At 60.0% G+C, this 21593-nt stretch carries 21 protein-coding genes; 12 read left to right on the top strand and 9 right to left on the bottom strand.

What is annotated here, in order from left to right; genetic code table 11:
- Window positions 1–5 precede the first annotated feature (5 nt).
- The 5 genes from gmk to KKQ10_RS06055 all read left to right on the top strand — a co-directional run bounded on the left by gmk (window position 6) and on the right by KKQ10_RS06055 (window position 4439).
- Complete coding sequence (gmk, locus tag KKQ10_RS06075) at window positions 6–626, top strand: guanylate kinase (RefSeq protein WP_127648088.1); 621 nt, start codon at window positions 6–8, stop codon at window positions 624–626.
- A gap of 167 nt (window positions 627–793) precedes the next feature.
- Entirely contained in the window at window positions 794–1057 is a 264-nt protein-coding gene (rpoZ, locus tag KKQ10_RS06070) for a DNA-directed RNA polymerase subunit omega (protein ID WP_008030604.1), read from the top strand.
- 57 nt (window positions 1058–1114) lie between these two features.
- Window positions 1115–3220: a bifunctional GTP diphosphokinase/guanosine-3',5'-bis pyrophosphate 3'-pyrophosphohydrolase gene (gene spoT, locus KKQ10_RS06065; RefSeq protein WP_025112705.1), complete on the top strand. Its 2106-nt coding sequence runs from the start codon at window positions 1115–1117 to the stop codon at window positions 3218–3220.
- A gap of 24 nt (window positions 3221–3244) precedes the next feature.
- Complete coding sequence (gene ridA / locus KKQ10_RS06060) at window positions 3245–3625, top strand: deaminase RidA (RefSeq protein WP_003229509.1); 381 nt, start codon at window positions 3245–3247, stop codon at window positions 3623–3625.
- 73 nt (window positions 3626–3698) lie between these two features.
- On the top strand, window positions 3699–4439 hold the full coding sequence (locus KKQ10_RS06055) for a putative periplasmic lipoprotein (RefSeq protein ID WP_215500545.1): 741 nt from the start codon (window positions 3699–3701) through the stop codon (window positions 4437–4439).
- Between the two features lie 138 nt (window positions 4440–4577).
- On the opposite strand, the gene KKQ10_RS06050 is transcribed toward KKQ10_RS06055, so the two are convergent.
- A complete protein-coding gene (locus KKQ10_RS06050; RefSeq protein ID WP_215500544.1) occupies window positions 4578–5435 on the bottom strand; it encodes an SDR family oxidoreductase in 858 nt (285 codons plus the stop codon).
- 188 nt (window positions 5436–5623) lie between these two features.
- Here KKQ10_RS06050 and exbB point away from each other — a divergent pair, with 188 nt between their 5' ends.
- From exbB to KKQ10_RS06020, 6 genes are all read left to right on the top strand, one after another.
- On the top strand, window positions 5624–6619 hold the full coding sequence (exbB, locus tag KKQ10_RS06045) for a tonB-system energizer ExbB (protein WP_215500543.1): 996 nt from the start codon (window positions 5624–5626) through the stop codon (window positions 6617–6619).
- 6 nt (window positions 6620–6625) lie between these two features.
- The gene (exbD, locus tag KKQ10_RS06040) at window positions 6626–7054 is read left to right on the top strand and encodes a TonB system transport protein ExbD (protein WP_102356286.1); all 429 of its coding nucleotides are present in this window, start codon (window positions 6626–6628) and stop codon (window positions 7052–7054) included.
- The gene (locus KKQ10_RS06035; protein WP_215500542.1) at window positions 7051–7800 is read left to right on the top strand and encodes an energy transducer TonB family protein; all 750 of its coding nucleotides are present in this window, start codon (window positions 7051–7053) and stop codon (window positions 7798–7800) included. Before exbD ends, KKQ10_RS06035 begins: the two co-directional genes overlap by 4 nt.
- Window positions 7801–8013: 213 nt before the next feature.
- The gene (locus KKQ10_RS06030) at window positions 8014–8943 is read left to right on the top strand and encodes a hydrogen peroxide-inducible genes activator (protein ID WP_127648093.1); all 930 of its coding nucleotides are present in this window, start codon (window positions 8014–8016) and stop codon (window positions 8941–8943) included.
- Between the two features lie 9 nt (window positions 8944–8952).
- Window positions 8953–11028 carry an ATP-dependent DNA helicase RecG gene (gene recG / locus KKQ10_RS06025; RefSeq protein ID WP_215500541.1) on the top strand — a complete coding sequence of 692 codons (2076 nt, stop codon included), beginning with the start codon at window positions 8953–8955 and terminating at the stop codon, window positions 11026–11028.
- Window positions 11029–11107: 79 nt separating this feature from the next.
- Window positions 11108–12508, top strand: coding sequence for an aminoacyl-tRNA deacylase and HDOD domain-containing protein (locus KKQ10_RS06020; protein ID WP_127648095.1), 1401 nt, complete (start codon window positions 11108–11110; stop codon window positions 12506–12508).
- A 263-nt stretch (window positions 12509–12771) separates the two neighbouring features.
- Here the strand turns inward: KKQ10_RS06020 and KKQ10_RS06015 are convergent, their stop codons facing one another.
- A complete protein-coding gene (locus KKQ10_RS06015; RefSeq protein WP_215500540.1) occupies window positions 12772–13155 on the bottom strand; it encodes an SCP2 sterol-binding domain-containing protein in 384 nt (127 codons plus the stop codon).
- A 596-nt stretch (window positions 13156–13751) separates the two neighbouring features.
- Between KKQ10_RS06015 and KKQ10_RS06010 the strand changes: the two genes are divergently transcribed.
- Complete coding sequence (locus KKQ10_RS06010) at window positions 13752–14123, top strand: DUF6124 family protein (RefSeq protein WP_215500539.1); 372 nt, start codon at window positions 13752–13754, stop codon at window positions 14121–14123.
- A 62-nt stretch (window positions 14124–14185) separates the two neighbouring features.
- On the opposite strand, the gene KKQ10_RS06005 is transcribed toward KKQ10_RS06010, so the two are convergent.
- The 7 genes from KKQ10_RS06005 to KKQ10_RS05975 all read right to left on the bottom strand — a co-directional run bounded on the left by KKQ10_RS06005 (window position 14186) and on the right by KKQ10_RS05975 (window position 21593).
- Window positions 14186–15205: a hypothetical protein gene (locus tag KKQ10_RS06005; RefSeq protein ID WP_252191502.1), complete on the bottom strand. Its 1020-nt coding sequence runs from the start codon at window positions 15203–15205 to the stop codon at window positions 14186–14188.
- A gap of 153 nt (window positions 15206–15358) precedes the next feature.
- Window positions 15359–16357, bottom strand: a complete 999-nt coding sequence (locus KKQ10_RS06000; RefSeq protein WP_353844739.1) for a hypothetical protein — start codon at window positions 16355–16357, stop codon at window positions 15359–15361.
- Between the two features lie 44 nt (window positions 16358–16401).
- Window positions 16402–17118 (bottom strand): lysozyme inhibitor LprI family protein, encoded by a 717-nt coding sequence (locus KKQ10_RS05995; protein WP_215500765.1) that lies wholly within the window; start codon window positions 17116–17118, stop codon window positions 16402–16404.
- 35 nt (window positions 17119–17153) lie between these two features.
- On the bottom strand, window positions 17154–18002 hold the full coding sequence (locus KKQ10_RS05990; protein ID WP_215500538.1) for a tetratricopeptide repeat protein: 849 nt from the start codon (window positions 18000–18002) through the stop codon (window positions 17154–17156).
- Between the two features lie 92 nt (window positions 18003–18094).
- Window positions 18095–18550: a hypothetical protein gene (locus KKQ10_RS05985; RefSeq protein WP_215500764.1), complete on the bottom strand. Its 456-nt coding sequence runs from the start codon at window positions 18548–18550 to the stop codon at window positions 18095–18097.
- Between the two features lie 86 nt (window positions 18551–18636).
- Entirely contained in the window at window positions 18637–19146 is a 510-nt protein-coding gene (locus KKQ10_RS05980; protein ID WP_353844738.1) for a hypothetical protein, read from the bottom strand.
- The gene (locus tag KKQ10_RS05975; protein ID WP_215500537.1) at window positions 19143–21593 is read right to left on the bottom strand and encodes an alpha/beta fold hydrolase; all 2451 of its coding nucleotides are present in this window, start codon (window positions 21591–21593) and stop codon (window positions 19143–19145) included. The genes KKQ10_RS05980 and KKQ10_RS05975 overlap by 4 nt, the downstream gene beginning before the upstream one ends.

Raw genomic sequence — 21593 nt, 5'->3', positions numbered from 1 at the left:
CCGACATGACCCACAGCACTGGCACCCTGTACATCATTTCCGCCCCCTCGGGCGCAGGCAAGAGCAGCCTGGTCAAGGCGTTGACCGACACCAACCCGGAAATCCGCGTCTCGATTTCCCACACCACCCGCGCCATGCGCCCGGGCGAAGTGGACGGTGTGAACTATCACTTCGTGACGCGCGAAGAGTTCGTGAAGATGGGCGAACACGGCGACTTCCTCGAACGCGCCGAAGTCTTCGGCAACTTCTATGGCACCTCGCAAAGCCGCCTGCAGCAGACACTGGACGAAGGTCACGACCTGATTCTGGAAATCGACTGGCAGGGTGCCGAGCAAGTGCGCAAGCTGATGCCGCAGGCGCGCTCGATCTTCATCCTGCCGCCGTCGCTGCAAGCCCTGCACCAGCGCCTGACCAACCGCGGCCAGGACAGCGACGAGATCATCGATGGCCGGATGCGTGAAGCCGTCAACGAGATGAGCCATTACGTCGAGTACGACTACCTGATCATCAACGACGATTTCGCCCACGCGTTGGACGATCTGAAAGCGATTTTCCGCGCCAATCAGCTGCAACAGAAACGCCAGCAAGTGCGTTTCGGCAGATTGCTGGCTGAATTGCTCGGTTAAACAGCTCTTCCCAAAACCGCTGCAAGCGCTTTACATTGGTGCTTGCAGCGCGTTGAAGGGTCTGGTCAAAAAATCAGCGCTTCCCTAATCGCTGGTGATTTTTTAAACTGTTGAGTCCGCTCGCCCAACCGGGCAGCGCGCATATTGCATTCGCTCCGAGGAATACCATGGCCCGCGTAACCGTTGAAGACTGCCTAGAACACGTGGAAAACCGCTTTGAGCTGGTCATGCTCTCTACCAAGCGTGCCCGTCAACTGGCCACCGGCGGCAAAGAGCCACTGGTCCAGTGGGAAAACGACAAGCCTACCGTTGTCGCCCTGCGTGAAATCGCTGAAGGCCTGATGAGCTACGAGTTCATCGCCGAGCAGGAAATCGTCCAGGATGAACCGCTCTTTGCTGCTTTCGAGGACGAGTCCAACGAGGCCGTCTAAGCCTATGCCTGGTCGACGTAGCACGGCGCGGGAACACAGCCTACGGCAGGAGTCATCATGCCGAGCATAGACGCCCTCGCCGATCGCTTATCGACCTACCTCGGCAACGACCAGGTCAACCTGGTCCGCCGAGCGTATTTCTACGCCGAACAAGCCCATGACGGTCAGCGCCGTCGCAGTGGCGAGGCGTACGTCACGCATCCTCTTGCCGTGGCCAATATTCTTGCCGACATGCACATGGACCATCAGAGCCTGATGGCCGCGATGCTGCATGACGTGATCGAAGACACCGGTATCGCCAAGGAAGCGCTGCAAGCGCAGTTCGGTGAAACCGTGGCCGAACTGGTCGACGGGGTCAGCAAATTGACCCAGATGAACTTCGAGACCAAGGCCGAAGCCCAGGCTGAAAACTTCCAGAAAATGGCCATGGCCATGGCGCGCGACATTCGCGTGATCCTGGTCAAACTCGCCGACCGCCTGCACAACATGCGCACGCTGGAAGTGTTGTCCGGGGAAAAACGCCGTCGGATCGCCAAGGAAACCCTCGAGATCTATGCGCCCATCGCCAATCGCCTGGGCATGCACGCAATTCGTATCGAGTTCGAAGACCTTGGCTTCAAGGCGATGCACCCGATGCGTTCCGCGCGGATCTACCAGGCGGTCAAGCGCGCCCGGGGCAACCGCAAGGAAATCGTCAACAAGATCGAAGAATCCCTCGGCCATTGCCTCGCTATCGACGGCATTCAGGGCGAAGTCAGCGGTCGCCAGAAACACCTCTACGGCATCTACAAGAAAATGCGCGGCAAGCGTCGGGCCTTCAACGAGATCATGGACGTCTATGCGTTCCGGATCATCGTCGACAAGGTCGATACCTGCTACCGCGTACTAGGCGCTGTACATAATTTGTACAAACCGTTGCCGGGGCGCTTCAAGGATTACATCGCGATCCCCAAGGCCAACGGCTATCAGTCGCTGCACACCACGCTGTTCGGCATGCACGGCGTACCGATCGAGATCCAGATCCGCACCCGTGAAATGGAAGAGATGGCCAACAACGGCATTGCCGCTCATTGGCTGTACAAATCCAGCGGTGACGAGCAGCCCAAAGGCACTCACGCCCGCGCCCGTCAGTGGGTCAAAGGCGTGCTGGAAATGCAGCAACGTGCCGGCAACTCGCTGGAATTCATCGAGAGCGTGAAGATCGACCTGTTCCCGGACGAGGTCTACGTGTTCACGCCCAAAGGCCGGATCATGGAGCTGCCCAAAGGCTCCACGGCGGTCGATTTTGCCTACGCGGTGCACACCGACGTCGGCAACAGCTGCATCGCCTGCCGGATCAACCGCCGTCTTGCACCGCTGTCCGAACCGCTGCAAAGCGGCTCCACGGTCGAGATCGTCAGCGCGCCCGGCGCCCGACCGAACCCGGCGTGGCTCAACTTCGTGGTCACCGGCAAGGCGCGTACGCACATCCGCCATGCGCTGAAACTGCAGCGCCGCTCCGAGTCCATCAGTCTCGGCGAACGCCTGCTGAACAAGGTGCTCAACGGTTTCGACAGTTCGCTGGAGAAGATCCCGGCCGAGCGGGTCAAGGCGATGCTCAGCGAATATCGCCTGGAACTGATCGAAGACCTGCTCGAAGACATTGGCCTGGGCAACCGCATGGCCTACGTCGTGGCACGTCGTCTGCTCGGCGAAGGCGAACAATTGCCGAGCCCGGAAGGTCCACTGGCGATTCGCGGGACCGAAGGTCTGGTGCTCAGCTACGCCAAGTGCTGCACGCCGATCCCGGGCGACCCGATTGTCGGTCACCTGTCGGCGGGCAAAGGCATGGTCGTGCACCTGGACAACTGCCGCAACATCAGCGAAATCAGGCACAACCCGGAAAAATGCATCCAGCTCTCGTGGGCCAAGGATGTCACCGGCGAATTCAACGTCGAACTGCGCGTCGAGCTGGAGCACCAGCGTGGTCTGATCGCCCTGTTGGCCAGCAGCGTCAACGCAGCCGACGGCAATATCGAGAAAATCAGCATGGACGAGCGCGATGGCCGCATCAGCGTCGTCCAACTGGTGGTCAGCGTCCACGACCGTGTGCACCTGGCCCGCGTGATCAAGAAACTGCGCGCCCTGACGGGGGTCATCCGCATCACCCGCATGCGTGCATAACTCAACCATTACAAGGAGTCATACATGACCAAGACTGTTATCACCAGCGACAAGGCCCCAGCCGCCATCGGTACGTACTCCCAGGCGATCAAGGCCGGCAACACCGTCTACATGTCGGGTCAGATTCCTCTGGACCCAAAGACCATGGAACTGGTTGAAGGCTTCGAAGCCCAGACCGTCCAGGTGTTCGAGAACCTGAAAGCCGTCGCCGAAGCCGCCGGTGGTTCGTTCAAGGACATCGTCAAGCTGAACATCTTCCTCACCGACCTGAGCCACTTCGCCAAGGTCAACGAGATCATGGGCAAATACTTCGACCAGCCGTACCCGGCCCGCGCCGCCATTGGCGTTGCTGCCCTGCCGAAGGGCTCGCAAGTCGAAATGGATGCCATCCTGGTCATCGAGTAATGCACGCGGCGCAGCCTTCAACCGCTGCGCCGACTGCTCTGCGGTAAAGAAAAGGTTTTGAAAGGATTCCACCATGCGCAAAGCGCTTGCTCTCTCGCTGCTCGCCATTTTCCTCGGCGGCTGTGCCAGCGACCCCGCCGACCGTGACATCAGCGGCACCTGGATCAACCAGGTGGCGATCGATGCTGCTGCCAAGGGCGGCCCCCTGCGCGAAGCGCTTCAGGCCTATGGCCCGAACCTGGAGTGGGACGTCAACACCAAGGCCGGTCAGGCCCGCTACACCAACGGTTTCGAGAACGTCGAAGGACGGTTGCAGGGCGAACAGTCCGGCGCCTGGAAAGTCGACTTCTATGGCAGCTCCGGCAGCGAGCTGAAACGCGACGGCGGCCAGATGAAACAAGCCGCCACCGAGAACGAACCCGATCAGGTGTTCGACCGCGCACAAATCCCCGTGCCGGAAGGCGCACCGATCGGCGCCAGCTTCGAACGTGCGCTGTATTCGGCGTATCTGGGCGGCAGCTGGAAGATTGCCAGCGGCGACGGCGAAGGTAACACCGTGCAGTTCCAGGCCGATGGCCAGGTCTCCGGCCTGCCCGGCGCCGACCGCTACGCCCTGTGCCTGGCGGGCGACTGCGCCTCGATGAACAGCGACCACGACAGCATGTGGCTGCAGCTCAACGGCCAGGGCAACAACTGGATCTTTGCCCGCAAAGGCAAGGCACTGGAGATTTTCCAGGCGGTGAACAGCGCACTGGCGGATGAAATGCCGCAGTTCACCCCGGGTGAGCGCAAGTGGTTGCTGGAGAAGCAGTAAGCATCCCCCGAGAGCGACACATAACCCTGTAGGAGTGAGCCTGCTCGCGATGACGGTTTAACAGCCAACATAAGTGTTGAATGTTATGGCCGCACCGCGAGCAGGCTCACTCCTACAATTGTTTGGGGTGACCGCAAGTCAGCACTTCCCTTCCAGGATTGCCGCATAACCTTCGCGATAACTCGGATACGTCGGCGTCCAACCCAACGCTTTCGCCCGGGCATTGCTGCAGCGTTTGCTACCTGTGCGGCGCACGCTGGCGTCGTCCGCCCATTCGGTAACCCCCAGATAGTCCCGCAGCCACGCGACCACCTCGGCCAGCGGCGCCGGCGCGTCGTCCACACCGATATAGATGTCTTGTAACGGCTCGCCCCGACGATCCGCCTCCAGCAGAAACGCCATCAGCCCTGCCGCGTCATCGGCATGAATGCGATTGCCGTACAGCGGCGGCTCGACCGCCACCCGATAACCGCGACGCACCTGAGTCAACAGCCACTCACGTCCCGGACCGTAGATACCGGTCAGGCGCAGAATGCTCGCCGGGATGCCGCTTTTCAGAGCCACTTGCTCAGCCTCAAGCATCAACCGTCCGGAATATCCACTGGCGACGGTCTCTGAGTTTTCGTCGACCCACTCCCCTTCCTGCTGCCCATACACGCTGCTGCTGGAAACGAAGATCAGTCGATCAGGGGTCTGCCCGTAGTCGTCCAGCCAACTCAATACGTTCTGCAAACCCTGCACATACGCCGCGCGATAACCGGCTTCATCGTGATCGGTGGCTGCCGCGCAATACACCAGATAATCCACCGCCCCCACCGGCCAGGTCTCGGGGCAATCCTCCTTGAACAAGTCACCCGCCACGCCGATGACGCCCTCAGGCAGGCGCGAAACGTCGCGGCGCAGGCCGTGCACTTCCCATCCGCCTGCCACCAATTGCTTGGCCAGACGGCTCCCGACATCACCACAACCGGCGATCAAAACCGAAGGCGCAGACATTCAAAAACTCCCGTTACAAGGGCTTAAACCACGCTCACCGGGTGACGAGTGGCTAGCAATCATCGAAAAAAAGATACTCTATTACTTTTGTTAACAAGAATTACTTGCAATAATGCACGCCACTTTTGTTCTCGGCCTCACGAGGCCTGGAAGAGCATCACCGTTTTTCTATCTCAGGTCCGGCCAGCATGACACGTAATCTATTCCCCGCTTCGCCAACCACACGACCTCGCACCTGGAGCGCGGTAGCCGCCCTGCTGCTCAGCCTCATGCTGGCACCGGTTGCAGTCTTTGCTGACGCCACTGCCCCCGCTGCCACCCCATCGGCCGCCACCGCTCCACAGGACGTGCCGAGAAATCCTGACGGCAGCGTCGACACCTCTTCACTGCCGCCAGAAGTACAAGCATCCCTGGCCAGGTTCGGCGAACTGGCAAAGCAGATCGACCCGCAACAGCTGGAAGCCGACAACAGCCTGGGCATGGCCCACGACCTGTCGCCGTGGGGCATGTACCAGAACGCCGACATCATCGTGAAAATCGTGATGATCGGTCTGGCCATCGCCTCCATCATCACCTGGACCATCTGGATCGCCAAAGGCTTCGAGCTGATGGGCGCCAAGCGTCGTCTGCGTGGTGAAATCGCCGCCCTGAAAAAAGCCGCCACCCTCAAGGAGGCCAGCGCGACGGCCGCCAAAGAAGGCACCCTCGCCAACCTGCTGGTGCACGACGCGCTCGAAGAAATGCGCCTGTCGGTCAACAGCCGTGAGAAAGAAGGCATCAAGGAGCGTGTCAGCTTCCGCCTCGAACGTCTGGTAGCCGCCTGTGGCCGCAACATGAGCAGCGGCACCGGCGTCCTCGCCACCATCGGTTCCACCGCGCCGTTCGTCGGCTTGTTCGGTACCGTGTGGGGCATCATGAACAGCTTCATCGGCATCGCCAAGACCCAGACCACCAACCTCGCCGTCGTGGCACCGGGCATCGCCGAAGCGCTGCTGGCCACCGCACTGGGTCTGGTTGCAGCGATTCCAGCCGTTGTGATCTACAACGTGTTCGCCCGCTCCATCGCCGGTTACAAGGCGCAGGTCTCCGACGCTTCGGCGCAGGTCCTGCTGCTGGTCAGCCGCGACCTCGATCACCAGCCTGAGCGCAGCAGCTCGCAACCGCACATGGTGAAAGTGGGGTAATCGGCCATGGGCCTGCATTTGAAGGAAGGCGCAGACGACGATCTGGCCGAGAACCACGAAATCAACGTCACGCCGTTCATCGACGTGATGCTGGTGCTGTTGATCATCTTCATGGTGGCCGCGCCGCTGGCCACCGTGGACATCAAAGTCGACCTGCCCGCCTCGACCGCCAAACCGGCGCCGCGGCCGGAGAAACCGGTGTTCCTCAGCGTAAAAGCCGATCAGCGCCTGTACATCGGCGACGATGAAGTCAACGCTGACACCCTCGGCGCCATGCTCGACGCCAAGACTCAGGGCAAGAAAGACACCACCATCTTCTTCCAGGCCGACAAAGGCGTGGACTACGGCGACCTGATGAGCGTGATGGATAAATTGCGCTCGGCCGGTTACCTGAAGGTCGGTCTGGTGGGCCTCGAGAGCGCAGCCAAGAAATGATCACGACGCGCCATAAGCTGACGCGTTACAGCGGTAGCCTGGCCGTGGTGCTGGGCGTTCACGCGCTGGCCATCGCGCTGGCGCTGAACTGGACCGCCCGTCCGCCCATCGAATTGCCGCCTCAGGCAATGATGGTCGAGCTGGCACCGGTTCCGGCCCCGCCACCGCCTGCTCCGCCGAAAGTCGTCACACCGCCGCAGCCACCGGCTCCGGTCGAAGAGTTGCCGATTCCGAAACTGGCTGAAGCCCCCAAGGCCGAGATTGCCGTACCGAAGCCCAAACCCAAGCCAAAACCGAAACCGCAGCCGCCCAAACCGGTCGAGAAAAAACCGGAGCCTGTGAAGGAAAAACCTTCCGAGGAAAAACCGGCTGACACGCAACCGACCCAGGCACCGACGGAGAAATCCGCGCAGCCGGCACCGGGGCCGTCGCCCGCACAGTTGGCCGCCAAAGCCAGCTGGCAAGGCACCCTGCTCGCGCATTTGGCCAAGTACAAAAAGTACCCGGTCAGCGCTCAGGCACGGGGCAAGGAAGGCTTGAACCGTCTGCGCTTCGTGGTCGATGGCGAGGGCAACGTGCTGTCGTTCGAACTGGTGGGCCGTTCCGGCAACGCCGATCTGGACCGGGCCACCCTGGAAATGATCCGCCGCGCGCAACCGCTGCCCAAGCCACCGGCCGACATGCTGAACAACGGCTCGATCGAAATTGTTGCGCCGTTTGTGTACTCCCTCGAACGCCGCCGCTAAGTAGCAAGATCAAAAGATCGCAGCCTTCGGCAGCTCCTACAGGTATCCGCATTCCCCTGTAGGAGCTGCCGAAGGCTGCGATCTTTTGCTTTTCACCTCATCCATAAACGGCAAACTCACATTGCCCGGTGTCGCATTCCTCACTCAGTCTGATAACGTGCGTCTATCGATTGCAGCCGTTATGCTTGGCCCGCAACTTCATGGACGCTCGCTATGACTCTCACAGAATTACGCTACATCGTTACCCTCGCCCAAGAGCAGCACTTCGGCCACGCCGCCGAGCGTTGCCACGTCAGCCAGCCAACCCTCTCGGTGGGCGTGAAAAAACTTGAAGACGAACTCGGTGTGCTGATTTTCGAGCGCAGCAAAAGCGCCGTGCGCCTGACCCCGGTCGGCGAAGGCATCGTCGCCCAGGCGCAGAAGGTGCTGGAGCAAGCGCAAGGCATTCGTGAACTGGCCCAGGCCGGCAAGAACCAGCTGACCGCCCCGCTGAAAGTCGGCGCGATCTACACCGTCGGCCCGTACCTGTTCCCGCACCTGATTCCACAACTGCACCGGGTCGCCCCGCAGATGCCGTTGTACATCGAAGAAAACTTCACCCACGTGCTGCGCGACAAACTGCGCAATGGCGAGCTCGACGCGATCATCATCGCCCTGCCGTTCAACGAAGCCGACGTACTGACCCTGCCGCTGTACGACGAGCCGTTCTACGTGCTGATGCCGGCCCAGCACCCGTGGACGCAAAAAGAATCCATCGACCCGGCCCTGCTCAACGACAAGAGCCTGCTGCTGCTCGGCGAAGGCCATTGCTTCCGCGATCAGGTGCTCGAAGCCTGCCCGACCCTGGCCAAGGGCAACGACGGCGCCAAGCACACCACGGTGGAATCCAGCTCGCTGGAAACCATCCGCCACATGGTCGCGTCCGGTCTGGGCATTTCGATCCTGCCGTTGTCGGCCGTCGACAGCCATCACTACGCCCCGGGCGTGATCGAAGTACGGCCGCTGTCGGCGCCGGTGCCGTTCCGCACCGTGGCGATTGCCTGGCGCGCCAGCTTCCCGCGGCCGAAAGCCATCGAGATCCTCGCCGACTCCGTTCGCCTGTGCTCGGTGGCCAAGCCCGCGGCGCCGGTTACGGCCGGTTAAGCGAGCGTCATGACTGAGCTGTCGCAAGTGTCGGTGACGGCACTCAAGGGTGTCGGCGAAGCCATGGCCGAGAAACTGGCCAAGGTCGGCCTGGAGAACCTCCAGGACGTGCTGTTTCACCTGCCGCTGCGTTATCAGGATCGCACCCGCGTGGTGCCGATCGGCCATTTGCGACCGGGTCAGGACGCCGTGGTCGAAGGCACCGTCAGTGGTGCCGACGTGGTCATGGGCCGACGTCGCAGCTTGGTGGTGCGCATGCAGGACGGCACTGGCGGCCTGAGCCTGCGCTTCTACCACTTCAGCAATGCGCAGAAAGAAGGCCTCAAGCGCGGCACGCGGATTCGCTGCTACGGCGAAGTGCGGCCCGGCGCCTCGGGGCTGGAAATCTACCACCCGGAATACCGCGCCATCACCGGTGACGAACCGCCGCCCATGGATGAAACCCTGACCCCGGTCTACCCGCTCACCGAAGGCCTGACCCAACAGCGTCTGCGTCAGCTGTGCATGCAGACCTTGACCCTGCTCAAGCCAGCCACCCTGCCCGACTGGTTGCCGACCGAACTGGCCCGCGACTACCAACTCGCGCCACTGGCCGATGCGATCCGCTACCTGCACAACCCGCCCGCTGACGCCGACGTTGATGAACTCGCCCTCGGCCATCACTGGGCCCAGCATCGTCTGGCCTTCGAAGAACTGCTGACCCATCAACTGTCGCAGCAACGCCTGCGCGAAAGCATGCGTTCGCTGCGCGCGCCGGCGATGCCAAAAGCCACGAAGCTGCCGCCGAAATACCTGGCCAACCTCGGCTTCAACCCGACCGGCGCCCAGCAACGTGTCGGCAACGAAATCGCCTACGACCTCAGCCAGCACGAACCGATGCTGCGCCTGATTCAGGGCGACGTCGGCGCGGGCAAAACCGTGGTCGCGGCCTTAGCCGCGCTGCAAGCGCTGGAGGCTGGCTACCAAGTCGCGCTGATGGCGCCGACCGAGATCCTCGCCGAGCAGCACTTCATCACCTTCAAGCGCTGGCTCGAACCGCTGGGCATCGACGTCGCGTGGCTGGCCGGCAAGCTCAAAGGCAAAAACCGCGTCGCCGCACTGGAGCAGATCGCCAGCGGCACGCCAATGGTGGTCGGCACCCACGCGCTGTTCCAGGACGAAGTGCAGTTCAAGAACCTCGCGCTGGTGATCATCGACGAACAACACCGCTTCGGCGTGCAGCAGCGTCTGGCGCTGCGGCAGAAAGGCGTCGGCGGGCGGATGTGCCCGCATCAATTGATCATGACCGCCACGCCGATTCCACGGACGCTGGCAATGAGCGCCTACGCCGACCTCGACACCTCGATCCTCGACGAACTGCCGCCCGGGCGCACCCCGGTCAACACCGTGCTGGTCACCGACACCCGCCGCGTCGAAGTCATTGAACGGGTACGCAGCGCTTGCGCCGAAGGGCGTCAGGCCTATTGGGTGTGCACGCTGATCGAAGAGTCGGAGGAGCTGACCTGTCAGGCCGCCGAAACCACTTTCGAAGACCTCACCGCCGCCCTCGGCGAGCTGAAAGTCGGGCTGATTCACGGGCGCATGAAGCCTGCCGAAAAAGCCGCGGTCATGGCTGAATTCAAGGCCGGCAACCTGCAACTGCTGGTCGCCACCACGGTGATCGAAGTCGGCGTCGACGTCCCCAACGCCAGCCTGATGATCATCGAAAACCCCGAGCGTCTGGGCCTCGCACAGTTGCACCAGTTGCGCGGCCGTGTCGGTCGGGGCAGCGCGGTCAGCCATTGCGTGCTGCTCTACCATCCGCCGCTGTCACAGATCGGGCGCCAGCGCCTGGGCATCATGCGCGAGACCAACGACGGTTTCGTCATCGCCGAAAAAGACCTCGAACTGCGCGGCCCCGGCGAAATGCTCGGCACGCGTCAGACCGGCCTGCTGCAATTCAAGGTCGCCGACCTGATGCGCGATGCCGATCTGCTACCCGCCGTGCGCGATGCCGCACAAGCGCTGCTGGAGCGCTGGCCGACTCACGTCAGTCCGCTGCTCGACCGCTGGCTGCGGCATGGGCAGCAATACGGCCAAGTGTGAGCACCGTCGCAGTTTCTCAAAGCCCGTTGCGAGCAAGCTGGTTATACTCCTGCCATTGTTTCAAAAACGGATACACACCATGACTGACGCAGCTCTCGCCCCCGAACTCCCGCACGCGCCGTCTGTAATTCGGCTGCTGCTCGGCAAGCTGGGTATCGCCTACGAAGAAGTGCTCGACCACCACGGCCTCAATGCCTCGCGCAAAGTACAAGCCGTGTTGCTGGACGACGCCGTCGGCGCGCTGATGGTGCTGTTTGCGCAGAGCCAGTTGCTGGACCTCAACCGCCTCGCCGAACTGACGGGGCGGCGCCTGACCGCCGTGTCCACCGAGCGCCTGGAAAAGATGCTCGGCAAACACAGCCTGAGCCTGTTGCCGGGCCTGCCGGCACTGACCAGCTCGCCATGCCTGTATGAAGAAAGCCTGCTGCGTGAGCCGAAGCTGCTGATCAACTCCGGTGAGCCGGGTCTGCTGCTGGAAATCACCAGCGAAGCCTTCAAGACCATGCTGACCAAGGCCAGCGCCGCCAACTTCGGCGAAGCCCTGAGCAGCATCCGCCCGAACCTCGACCGTCCGGACGATGACCGCGAGGAAATCACCCAAGCCGTGCAGGCGTTCACCGCGCGGCGCATTCAGCAGCGTCTGGAGGCGACCATCGAGATTCCGCCGCTGGCCGAGACTGCGCAAAAAATCATCAAGCTGCGTGTCGACCCCAACGCCACCATCGACGACATCACTGGCGTGGTCGAAACCGACCCGGCGCTGGCTGCACAAGTGGTGAGCTGGGCAGCGTCGCCGTACTACGCCTCGCCGGGCAAGATTCGTTCTGTGGAAGACGCGATCGTCCGCGTGCTCGGCTTCGATCTGGTGATCAACCTCGCCCTGGGCCTGGCCCTCGGCAAGACCCTGAGCCTGCCCAAAGATCACCCGCAACACACCACGCCGTACTGGCAGCAGTCGATCTACACCGCCGCCGTCATCGAAGGCCTGACCCGCGCCATGCCACGCGCCCAGCGCCCGGAAGCCGGCCTGACGTATCTGGCCGGTCTGCTGCACAACTTCGGTTACCTGCTGCTGGCCCACGTGTTCCCGCCGCACTTCTCGCTGATTTGCCGCCACCTGGAGGTCAACCCGCACCTGTGCCACAGCTACATCGAGCAACACCTGCTAGGCATCAGCCGCGAACAGATCGGCTCGTGGCTGATGCGCTACTGGGACATGCCCGATGAACTCGCCACCGCCCTGCGCTTCCAGCACGACCCAAGCTACGACGGCGCCTACGCCGAATACCCGAACCTCGTCTGCCTGGCCGTGCGCCTGCTGCGCAGCCGCGGCATCGGCTCCGGCCCCGACGAAGACATCCCCGACGCCCTGCTCGACCGCGTCGGCCTGAGCCGCGACAAAGCCAACGACGTCGTCAGCAAAGTGCTTGAGGCAGAAGTCCTGCTGCGCGAACTGGCTTCGCAGTTCAGCCAGGCCTAAATACTTCGCGAGCAGGCTCACTCCTACAAGGGTTAGGCAATCCCTGTAGGAGTGAGCCTGCTCGCGATGAATCCACCCCGGTCCAACTGACTCATACAAAACCCTGTGGCGAGGGAGCTTGCTCCCGCTCGACTGCGCAGCAGTCGCAAAACCAGCCGGCAGGGTGTGTCAGGCAAAACTCGGCTTTCAGGATTTGGGGCCGCTCCGCAGCCCAGCGGGAGCAAGCTCCCTCGCCACAAAAGCTCCTCTCATCAAGACTCGGCTCAAGCCTTCGGCTTGGCCTTCCTCGGCTTCAAATACTTCATCAACCCCTGAAACCACATCACCAGCGCCGGGTTGCCCTTGAGCTGAATCGACTTGTCCTGAATCCCCTGCATAAACGCCAACTGCTTGTTCTTCGCCTGCATCGTGGCAAAGCCATACGCCGCATCCTTAAACGCAATCGCAAATGCCGGCTCCGCCACCACCCCAGACTTGCTGGTGATGCGCTGATTCTTCACCACGAAATGCCGCGCCACTTTCCCATCCAGCGTCTGCAGCTGAAACACCAGATCCTTGTCACCCAACTGCTGCTGGAACGCAGGATTTTTCCGGCTGGCCTTACCCATCAACAAACCCATCATCCACAGAAGAAAACGAAATTTCATGCGCACAGCCTCAAAAGGAAAATGAACGGCCGGGGCAGTGTAAGGGATTCGGACGATAACGCCACTATCTGCCGCTGTTGGAAGAGGATGCAGACCAATTCCCGCACGATGACCACCAAGTCACCATTCCGCAAGCAACGTCCTACACCCGCACAGATCGTTCCCTTGCTCCGCGTGGGAATGCATCCCGAGACGCTCCGCGTCTCACCATTCACCTTTCCTACACCTGTTGAAACACATCCCTGTAGGAGCTGGCGAAGCCTGCGATCTTTTGATCTTCCGGCCCGCGAATCTATGGGAAATTTCCTGCAAAGTGCGGTGCTGTCCATGAACTAGGCGAGTTGGCTGGCTATCGATAGGCTCTGTGGGTCGCCGCAAAATCGGCGATACGGACGTGCAAGTCCGCATCGGCACACTATCGGTTATAGCTATTCACCGAGCGTTTTCTTATGCTCGCAAATCGTTATGGCAGCTGTGTGTGGGAGACCTTCGGGTCTGCCGGTTTGCCGATTGCCGGTCTTGCACACCTATACACAGCTGCCACCTAATTCGAAGTGCGAGCGAAAGGGTGTTAGCTCCTTAATCGGTATATTTAAATGATCAAACCAACACCCAATCCCCCCGAAACCCCAGATATATCGCCCTACGAATCTCTCGAATCAAAGAAATTCCACGAAGCCGCCGAGCGCGCCCTCGACCACCACTTCAAACCGCCCCTCGAACCACACCCCAAACGCGAAACCGGCCTCTTCAGCCTCTCCCCCGGCACCGACGCCGAAGCCCTCATGGCCAACGCCTCCGAAGACCTCCTGTCTATCAGCGTCATCGCCTGCGACCTCGCCGACGACCTCCACGGCTCACGCCGCTCGGTGGCACTGGCCCTGAGCAGAATGGCAGACGGGGTGCGATTGATGGTGGAAGGGACGCTCGACCATATTGAAGTGCGGAACGTGGCGGCCAAGCCGTAGCGAGATTTGCGGATGAAAAAAGGGGACGTTAAGTCCCCTTTCCTGCTACTCAACAACAACCACTAGCGAAAGTCCTCGGCACTTTTTGGACGAGCCTCCAACCCGAAAATCGCTATGCGGTGGATGTAGGCGTCACTACCAGCATTACAAGACTGTCGGAACACAACCTTGTCGTCCTTGAGTACTGAGAGATAACTCGCAAACGCCTGATTAACGAGGTAGGTATAAGCACCGCTTTTGAACTTGATGATGTTCAGGTTCACGCTGCCTTCCGACGCATCCACGACGAAGAATTTGCCCTTGGGCGGCGAGGCAGTCTTCGGATAGACCATTTCTATTTTTCCCGGTACGCCATAACGGTACTGAACAGAACCGGCCGTGGGCTTGCTGTTTCCTTGCGCACAAATGGAAACCGTCTTGCCGCCCTGCAACGGGCAACTGAAGTAAATGGATTCGTCATCCGAACACAACGTTCCATCCTGCCCGCGCTTCAATGGCGCTGTTTCTTGCGAAACGCGTCCTGGGGTTTGAGCGACATCTGCGCAATTGGACAGGCAAACCAGCTTCGAAAGATCCGGAACATCGCTTTCAGTAAACAGGTATGTCGCTGAACCATCACGGTTACGGGCGTGATAAACGGGAACACTGACGGCCAGCCCTTTGGCAGACACCGGCACCTCGGTGTCCCGACCCGAGACGACCCAGCCTTCGGCGTCCCCGCACAACTCCTCCAAAGCGACTTCATTGAACGGATCTTTCGTGGGCACGGCGAACGGCTTGGCATCACCTCGGCAGTCGTAGCCATGCCAATAGGGCCCGGTGTTCATATCAATGTCGATCGAGAAAACATAAGCGCCGTCGAGCACCACTTTTCCGCTGTAGCAGGTGAATACCAGCCAGCGACGCGACTTCGCCTGTGAGGAGTTTTCCTCCTCCAGGATGTAGCGCTCGCCATCTCGATACAGCCAGAAAACACTCATCGCTCCGGCCGATACCGGCCTTTCGGAGAGAAGTTGCCCGGACTTAGCGTCCACCAGGAAATCGTCTTTCAGTGCCAGCGCACAATCGCTGTCGGCGGCCATGCAAGACTCGAGTGACGGGAACACCGGCGCCGCTGCCACAGAGAAAGAACACAGCAATAACGCGATCAAGCATAATTTTTTCAACTTGCTTCCCTGCTCATGATTTACGGGTCTGATTGAACAGACTTCTTTCTTCAGCCAGTTCTCTGCGTTTTAAAGCGAGTAATCCATCACTTCTTCCAACTGCCAGCATTGCCCACGGACAAACCGATACTCGAAGACGTAGTCGGTATCTGGCTTCTGCAGGATCGCAGTCGCCTTGTCGCCCCGCTCTTCCTTGACGGTCAACGTCAGGCCCTGAATATCTCGCGTCACTTGATCCGGGATGATTGGAAACTTGAGCTGATCGCCGCTGAGGCTGCGCTTTTCCATCTCGGGTTCGGGATCGCCGGCCACAGTTGTAACCATTTTCAGTGGCTGCTGGACGAAGGATTTCTGCACATCGGCGCGCTCGGAGAAGGCTGTGAGAAATGCTGCAAAGTTGCTCGAAGGGCAAGCGGTGTCGGCCGAGTCGCCATTGGTTTTGATTGGTTTCTGACGGTTGTCCTGATCCAGCTTTGAATCAGCAATCATCTTCGCATCCTGAATGGCCAAAAACTTCTTAATACTTGCCGCGTCTTTGTATGCGCACTCCACGTCTACCCCTTTATCCAAGTCGCGACCTTCATAACAGTTCTGCAATTCAGGGGGATAGGCATTGCCGCGAAAAAATTCCAAAGACAGCCGACCTCCACTCTCGACGAGGTGCAACTCTTGGGTTGAATAGGAAACGCCCCGAAATCCGCTGTTCGACTCACGTGACTCCGTCAGAACAAACATGGACTTCCCCGCCCGTTCAGGGAATTTGCGCTCAAAAAAGAACACCGAGGCGATCTGCTCGCCTTCGACCTTCCACACATAATTCAACGAAGGCGTCACCGCACTTATGGGTGCATAGAAAATTTCGGCATCAGGCACGTGAATCACCCTCTCCAGATCTTTAAGGTTGTTCTTCAAAAAGAACACCGTGATCTTTTGATCGCCTACGGAAGCAACTACTGGTGGATGCAACTCACCAATGGTTTGTGGATCCTCCGCCAATGACGGCTGAGCCGACAGGCCAACCATGAGCCCAAACGCACCCATACAACCTAAGAGCTTGGCCAATTCCACTCACTTCCCTGTTGATCAATCTTCAAATGATTACGCTGATGGTTTCACGATGATTCAGGCGCGCCGCACTTCAGCTCTTTGATTTGTTCATTCCGAATCGGTATCACACAAGCGAGGCGCTTCTCTCCTTCCCCACGAAGCTCGAACAAGCTGAGCGTCAGGTGTAAACCATCAGTAGCGAACGCATGATCCTCAAACACCGCACTGGCATAGCCATCCCAAAACGACTTGCCCTCGAAACTGCAGAACCGCTTGGACGCCAGCACTCGCCAATTGCCATCGGGCGCGAGAATCTGGACATTGAGGCAAGGGTTGCCAAACGTAGTGACGTAGCGAGCTACCACATCACCGAAACGTTGCGAGGCCGATGCAGAAACCTTGGCCACATCGACCACTTCACTCGGGCCGTCAGGCGCAATCGCATCCAGGTAGGCGGCACGCTCCAGACTCATTCTAGTGACGCACTTATTGAGTACTTGGGAATAAGCCTGCGAACCGGGTGCGACAGCCGTGGTTTCGAGGGGGCAGGTGGTGTCACGCAATTTGATCCAGGCACGCTGCGACTCTTTGGCAGTGGCCATATTTGTCTTGGTCAGTTCCGGTTCGGGGCTGGACTCAAACCGCGACATCAGTTTTTTGTAGCTGGCATTGAGTTGTGCGTCGGCATTCTTACGGTCGGCCTCCACGCACTCATCGTATTGCCAACTCACGGTAATGACTTTACAGGCGTCCTCGCCGTGCGCGAATGACGCGCACAGCATCCCAAGAGGCAACGCGATAAAACGGACAATCCTGTTCAATTTTTCATTCCCTGATGTGCAGTTCGCTCAATCACTCTTTGCGGAATTTTCTGCGCCTTGCCATCGGCGCTCATCGCGTCGCGGTACTGGTTGTAATAGCGCTGCGCTTCGTCTTTGCGATCGAGGCCCCAGAGCGAGTCGGCGATGTTCAACATCAGTACCGTGCGTTTACCAACGGCCTCAACGCCGCGATAAAACTTCAGCGCCAGTTCATCTCTACCGTCCTCGGCCAAGTAGAAACCGAGGTCGTTGTAAGCCTGAACATTTTGCGCAGGGGGATGACACGCCATGTAGGATTCGGGGCTTAAAAAGCTCAGGCTCCATTCGAGGGACTCTGCTCGGGACTGCGCCGGCTCGATGCTCGAAGCATTTTTCAGCAGGTCCTTGGGTGACTCAGTCTCCAAGACAGGATTGAGCACCCCGCCCTCTTCGGAAACCCATTGGTTGCCCACCCATTTCCCCTCACAAAACCGTTCGTAACTTTCAGCCAGCACGCAACCGGTTTCCATCGAGATCACATCGCAATGCCCTTGTGATGTCGCTATTTCCTCACCGTTCTCACCTATGACTACGCCGTACTCCACCGCAGTCGCCAGTAGAAATTTTTTGTTAGGGCTGAGCCATTCAGGAGAAGCCTGGGCACCAATGCCGGCATGGAACAACGGGAACGTTTTTCCATTCGCGGTGAACCAGGCAGTGGTAGATTCCACGACGGGTGAAGTCCATTTTTTTGCCTGGAACGTCACTGTGTTTCCGGCGGCTCCCACTATTGGCGGGTCAACGGCAAAGACATTGGTAGCGCTGAACAAACTGCAGATCATCAACATCCACTTAAAGCTGGTCATAGCAATTTCCTTCGCTGGCAGTCGCGGGCAGTGAATGAGATAAAAGCGAAAGCGCAATCAGCACCGACCGATTGAAAAACCGGTTCATCCAATCACTCCTCATCCATCGGCGACGATTCCACGTCGGTCATGCTCAGCAGCCGAAACTCATTGTTCACAAACTCGTAGTAACGATCCCGGTTACCGCTTTCCAACGCGTTCCCCTGCGCATCTTCTTCGCCGTCGAGCGTGATGCCGGACACGATGATCAAGCGGCTCTCGGGTTGGTAAACCATGCCGAACGTGCTGCCGTCGTAAGCATTCGGCAGACCGCCAACCACTTCACCGGTCTGGGCGTCCAGCACTTCGCCGCAAATGGCGCTACCGCCACAGCCGAGCCTGTGCAGGATGTAGTGGCCGGCGAAGTTGACCTTGCCTTTCAGGGCTTGCACCCGTGCCTGATCCATCATTGGACTGCTGTTTTCTTGCGGCACCAGTTTATGGTTGGGGCCGGTGAAAACAGGTGTGACGGTGTAATCCTTAAAGGTTGGTTCGACAGCGAATGCCATGGACGCGGCAGCCAATATCAAGCTGCCGAGAACAATCGAAAATCCTTTCACGTAGTAACTCCGTAAATGCAGTGGGGACCGTCGACTTACTCGGACTGCCCTTCATAACGCTCTGTCTGCGGGTTGAATTGCCACAGATGGGGTCGGGTCATGGCCTCTTTGCCCTTGTAGCGGATCTGGTCGCGCTTATCCCGAATGTAGGAGTAGATCTCGATGTCTTTTACATCGCCGCCGTTCTTGGGCGGCCCGTCCAGCACCTTGATCCCGGCGAAGTAATCACCGCCCGTGTGTTTTAAGTAACCGCGGCACTGGATCAGGAAGGCATACGTCATATCACCTGCTGAGCCGTGACTTGAATACGAGAGAAAAATGAAGTCATCCTGGCCGTCGCCATTAAGGTCGCCTTGATACACGACCTTGCCCTCTTCCAGGGAAAAATGGCCGTCGTAGAACGACGAATGCACATCAATCTTTCGATCTGCACTTTCCATCCATTGCGAAAGAAAGTTCTTGGTATCGCTACTCTCGTTGCACAGATCAGTCGCCATGCCAGCCATTGGCATACAGCTCATCAATAACACCAGCAATCGTTTCACTTCATATCCTTCGAATTGATCAATTCCAACTCCCCATCCCGATACACCACCTCACACCCCACCCACGCCAGATCCACCTGCGGTATCACTGCCGACGGCTTGCGCAATTCGCGTAACAACGTCGAGCCATGGGACAACCGCCCGCCCATCCGCGCAATCACCGCCCGCGCCGTTTGATAGTGCGCATGTCGCCCCGGATCGAGAGTGTCTTCCAGCAAGATGTCCTCGCCGAGGATGCCTTGCACCTGCCCCGGATAAATCATGAACCCGGCGGCCTGCTCCGCACCTTCGCGACCGTCCTGCCAGAAGCTGCCATCGCGGGTGCGCACGTCGGGATGCGGCGCAAACCAGTGTTCGCGATCCGCCAGCGGCATGGCGTGGTGCAGACGAAAGAAGATGCGCATCAGGTTGTCGCGGTACCACTCGCGCACTTGCAGGCAGTAGCCGCGCAGGCCCGGCAGGCCGGTCGAATGCGCGAGTCGGATCAGACCTGGCCATTGCGGGAATGGCTGTAGCGGCAGATCGCTCGACGCGGGCCGAGGCGTAGCGGGATCGGTTTCCCACGGCAATCGATGCGGACTGTTTTCAAGGTTGTCGTAAGCGGTCGGCGGGCGGCCCAGCCAATCGCCGCCGCTGCTGGCAAGCGCCGTGGCGATACACAGATTGCCTTGCACGACGAACACGTAAAACCTGGTGAACCAGTCCGCGAGTTGTTGGCCATCGGCAGCTTGGGCGACGAGTTCGGCCAGTTCCCGATCGAAGCGCTGCAAGCCGTTTTCAAGGTTCAGCAAATGGCTGCGAGCGCTGCGCTGCATGCGCAAAAACAGCGGCAGCGAACGCAGCATCTTCAGTGGTTGCCACGGCAGATGCGGAGTCGCCCCGCCAACTTCACCAGCGTAGTTACTGGCGCTGATGCCCCAGTCGGCCAGCCTTGCGAGGAACAGATCATTGTTGATGTAGGACGCGCCGCCGAACACCGCGGTGAACGGCTCGTTGTCCTGCAGCACCCGCGCATCCCAACGCGCCATGATCGCCGGAATACTCGCGGCGGCTCGGCGTTGGGCGTATTCCACCAACACGCTCGGTTGCGGCGGCAGGATCTCGGCGATATTGGCGGCGGTCAGGTGGCGGCGCCAGCCGTAATCGCTGATCGGCCGGTATTGCAGCAGCCACAGTTGTGAGCCGTCCCACGCCCATTCGACGTCGCCGGGCACGTAGTGGAACACGCGCAACACGTCCTGCAGAAAGCGCCACAGCAGGTCTTCGGTCAAGCCGTGGGCCGGTGTGAACGTGCCGCTGCGCCACGCATCGCCGAGCCGCGAAAGTGTTGCCCGTGAGGGGCTGATGTGACCGTCGGCGAGCGATTCGAGATGGCCTTCAACCCATTCCAGTTCTACCGACAAATGCCGCACAAATGCGATGCCGGAAACGACCGGGGTGATGAAGCGCTGCACCACCACTTCCTCGACACCTTCGGCCGTCAGTTCGGCAATGCGTTTCGGCACGTTGGCGGTCGGTTCGCGCAGATAGGTGGTGCTCAAACCGGCATTCGCCGAATCGGCCTGATCCTCGCCATAACTGGAGGAGCGCACCGCCCAGGCCACATCAGGTTGGGCGGCGAGAAATGCCGGCAGACGCGGATCGTCGCAATCGTTCAGCGTTAGCGCCGTCGGCACCGGTTGCCGCGCCAGTTCAGCCAGGCGCAAACGCCCGCCCTTGGTGTGCGCGACAAACCCGCGCTCGCCCGACTCCAGCCATTGCGCGAACTGCGCGGGCGCGTCGATCCACGGGTAATGACCCCAGCCGGGTTTGAGACTGATGGTCAGATCAGCGCGAGCCAGAATCGCCGACCACGCCGCCGCTTGCTCGATACCGAGAACCGCGTCTTGATCGCCCCAGACCAGCTCGACCGGATCGGTGATCCACTCCAGCAGTGGCAGCGCGGTATCGGCGCGAATCAGATCCCAGTGCGGCACAAACGCACGGCAGCGCGCATAGCCGGCGCCCATGCGCTGGTACTGCGCGGGCGTCCAGGTCTGGTTGGAAAACTTGCGCGCGAACAGCGTGGGTTTGTTCGACAGCAGCCAGTGAATGGTCTTGCGGATCGGCAGCGGCGACATCAGTGCCGGCAAGCGACGCTGCCACAGAAACGCACCGACCGGCGCCAGCAAAACGCTGCGCGAAAAGTGCCCGGGCCGACGTTGCAACGCATGCAGCACCAGCAACGCATTGACCCCGACCGCCATGATCGCGCTGCCCTGCTGCGTCATCGCCAGCAAAGTCTGCGCGTAGTCCGCCAGATCCTCGCAGGGCGGCTGCGGATTGGCGCCGAAGCCCGGCAATTCCAGCGGCATCACGTCGTAGCGCTGAAAGTGCGGCAACGCATCGTCCCACCAATCGGCGGCGCTGCCGTTGCCGGCCAGCAGGTACATCAACGGCTTGCTCAT

The sequence above is a fragment of the Pseudomonas sp. MG-9 genome (assembly GCF_018729515.1).
GTDB classification, from domain to species: Bacteria; Pseudomonadota; Gammaproteobacteria; order Pseudomonadales; family Pseudomonadaceae; genus Aquipseudomonas; species Aquipseudomonas serboccidentalis.
This window is presented reverse-complemented; position numbering and strand designations above follow the sequence as displayed.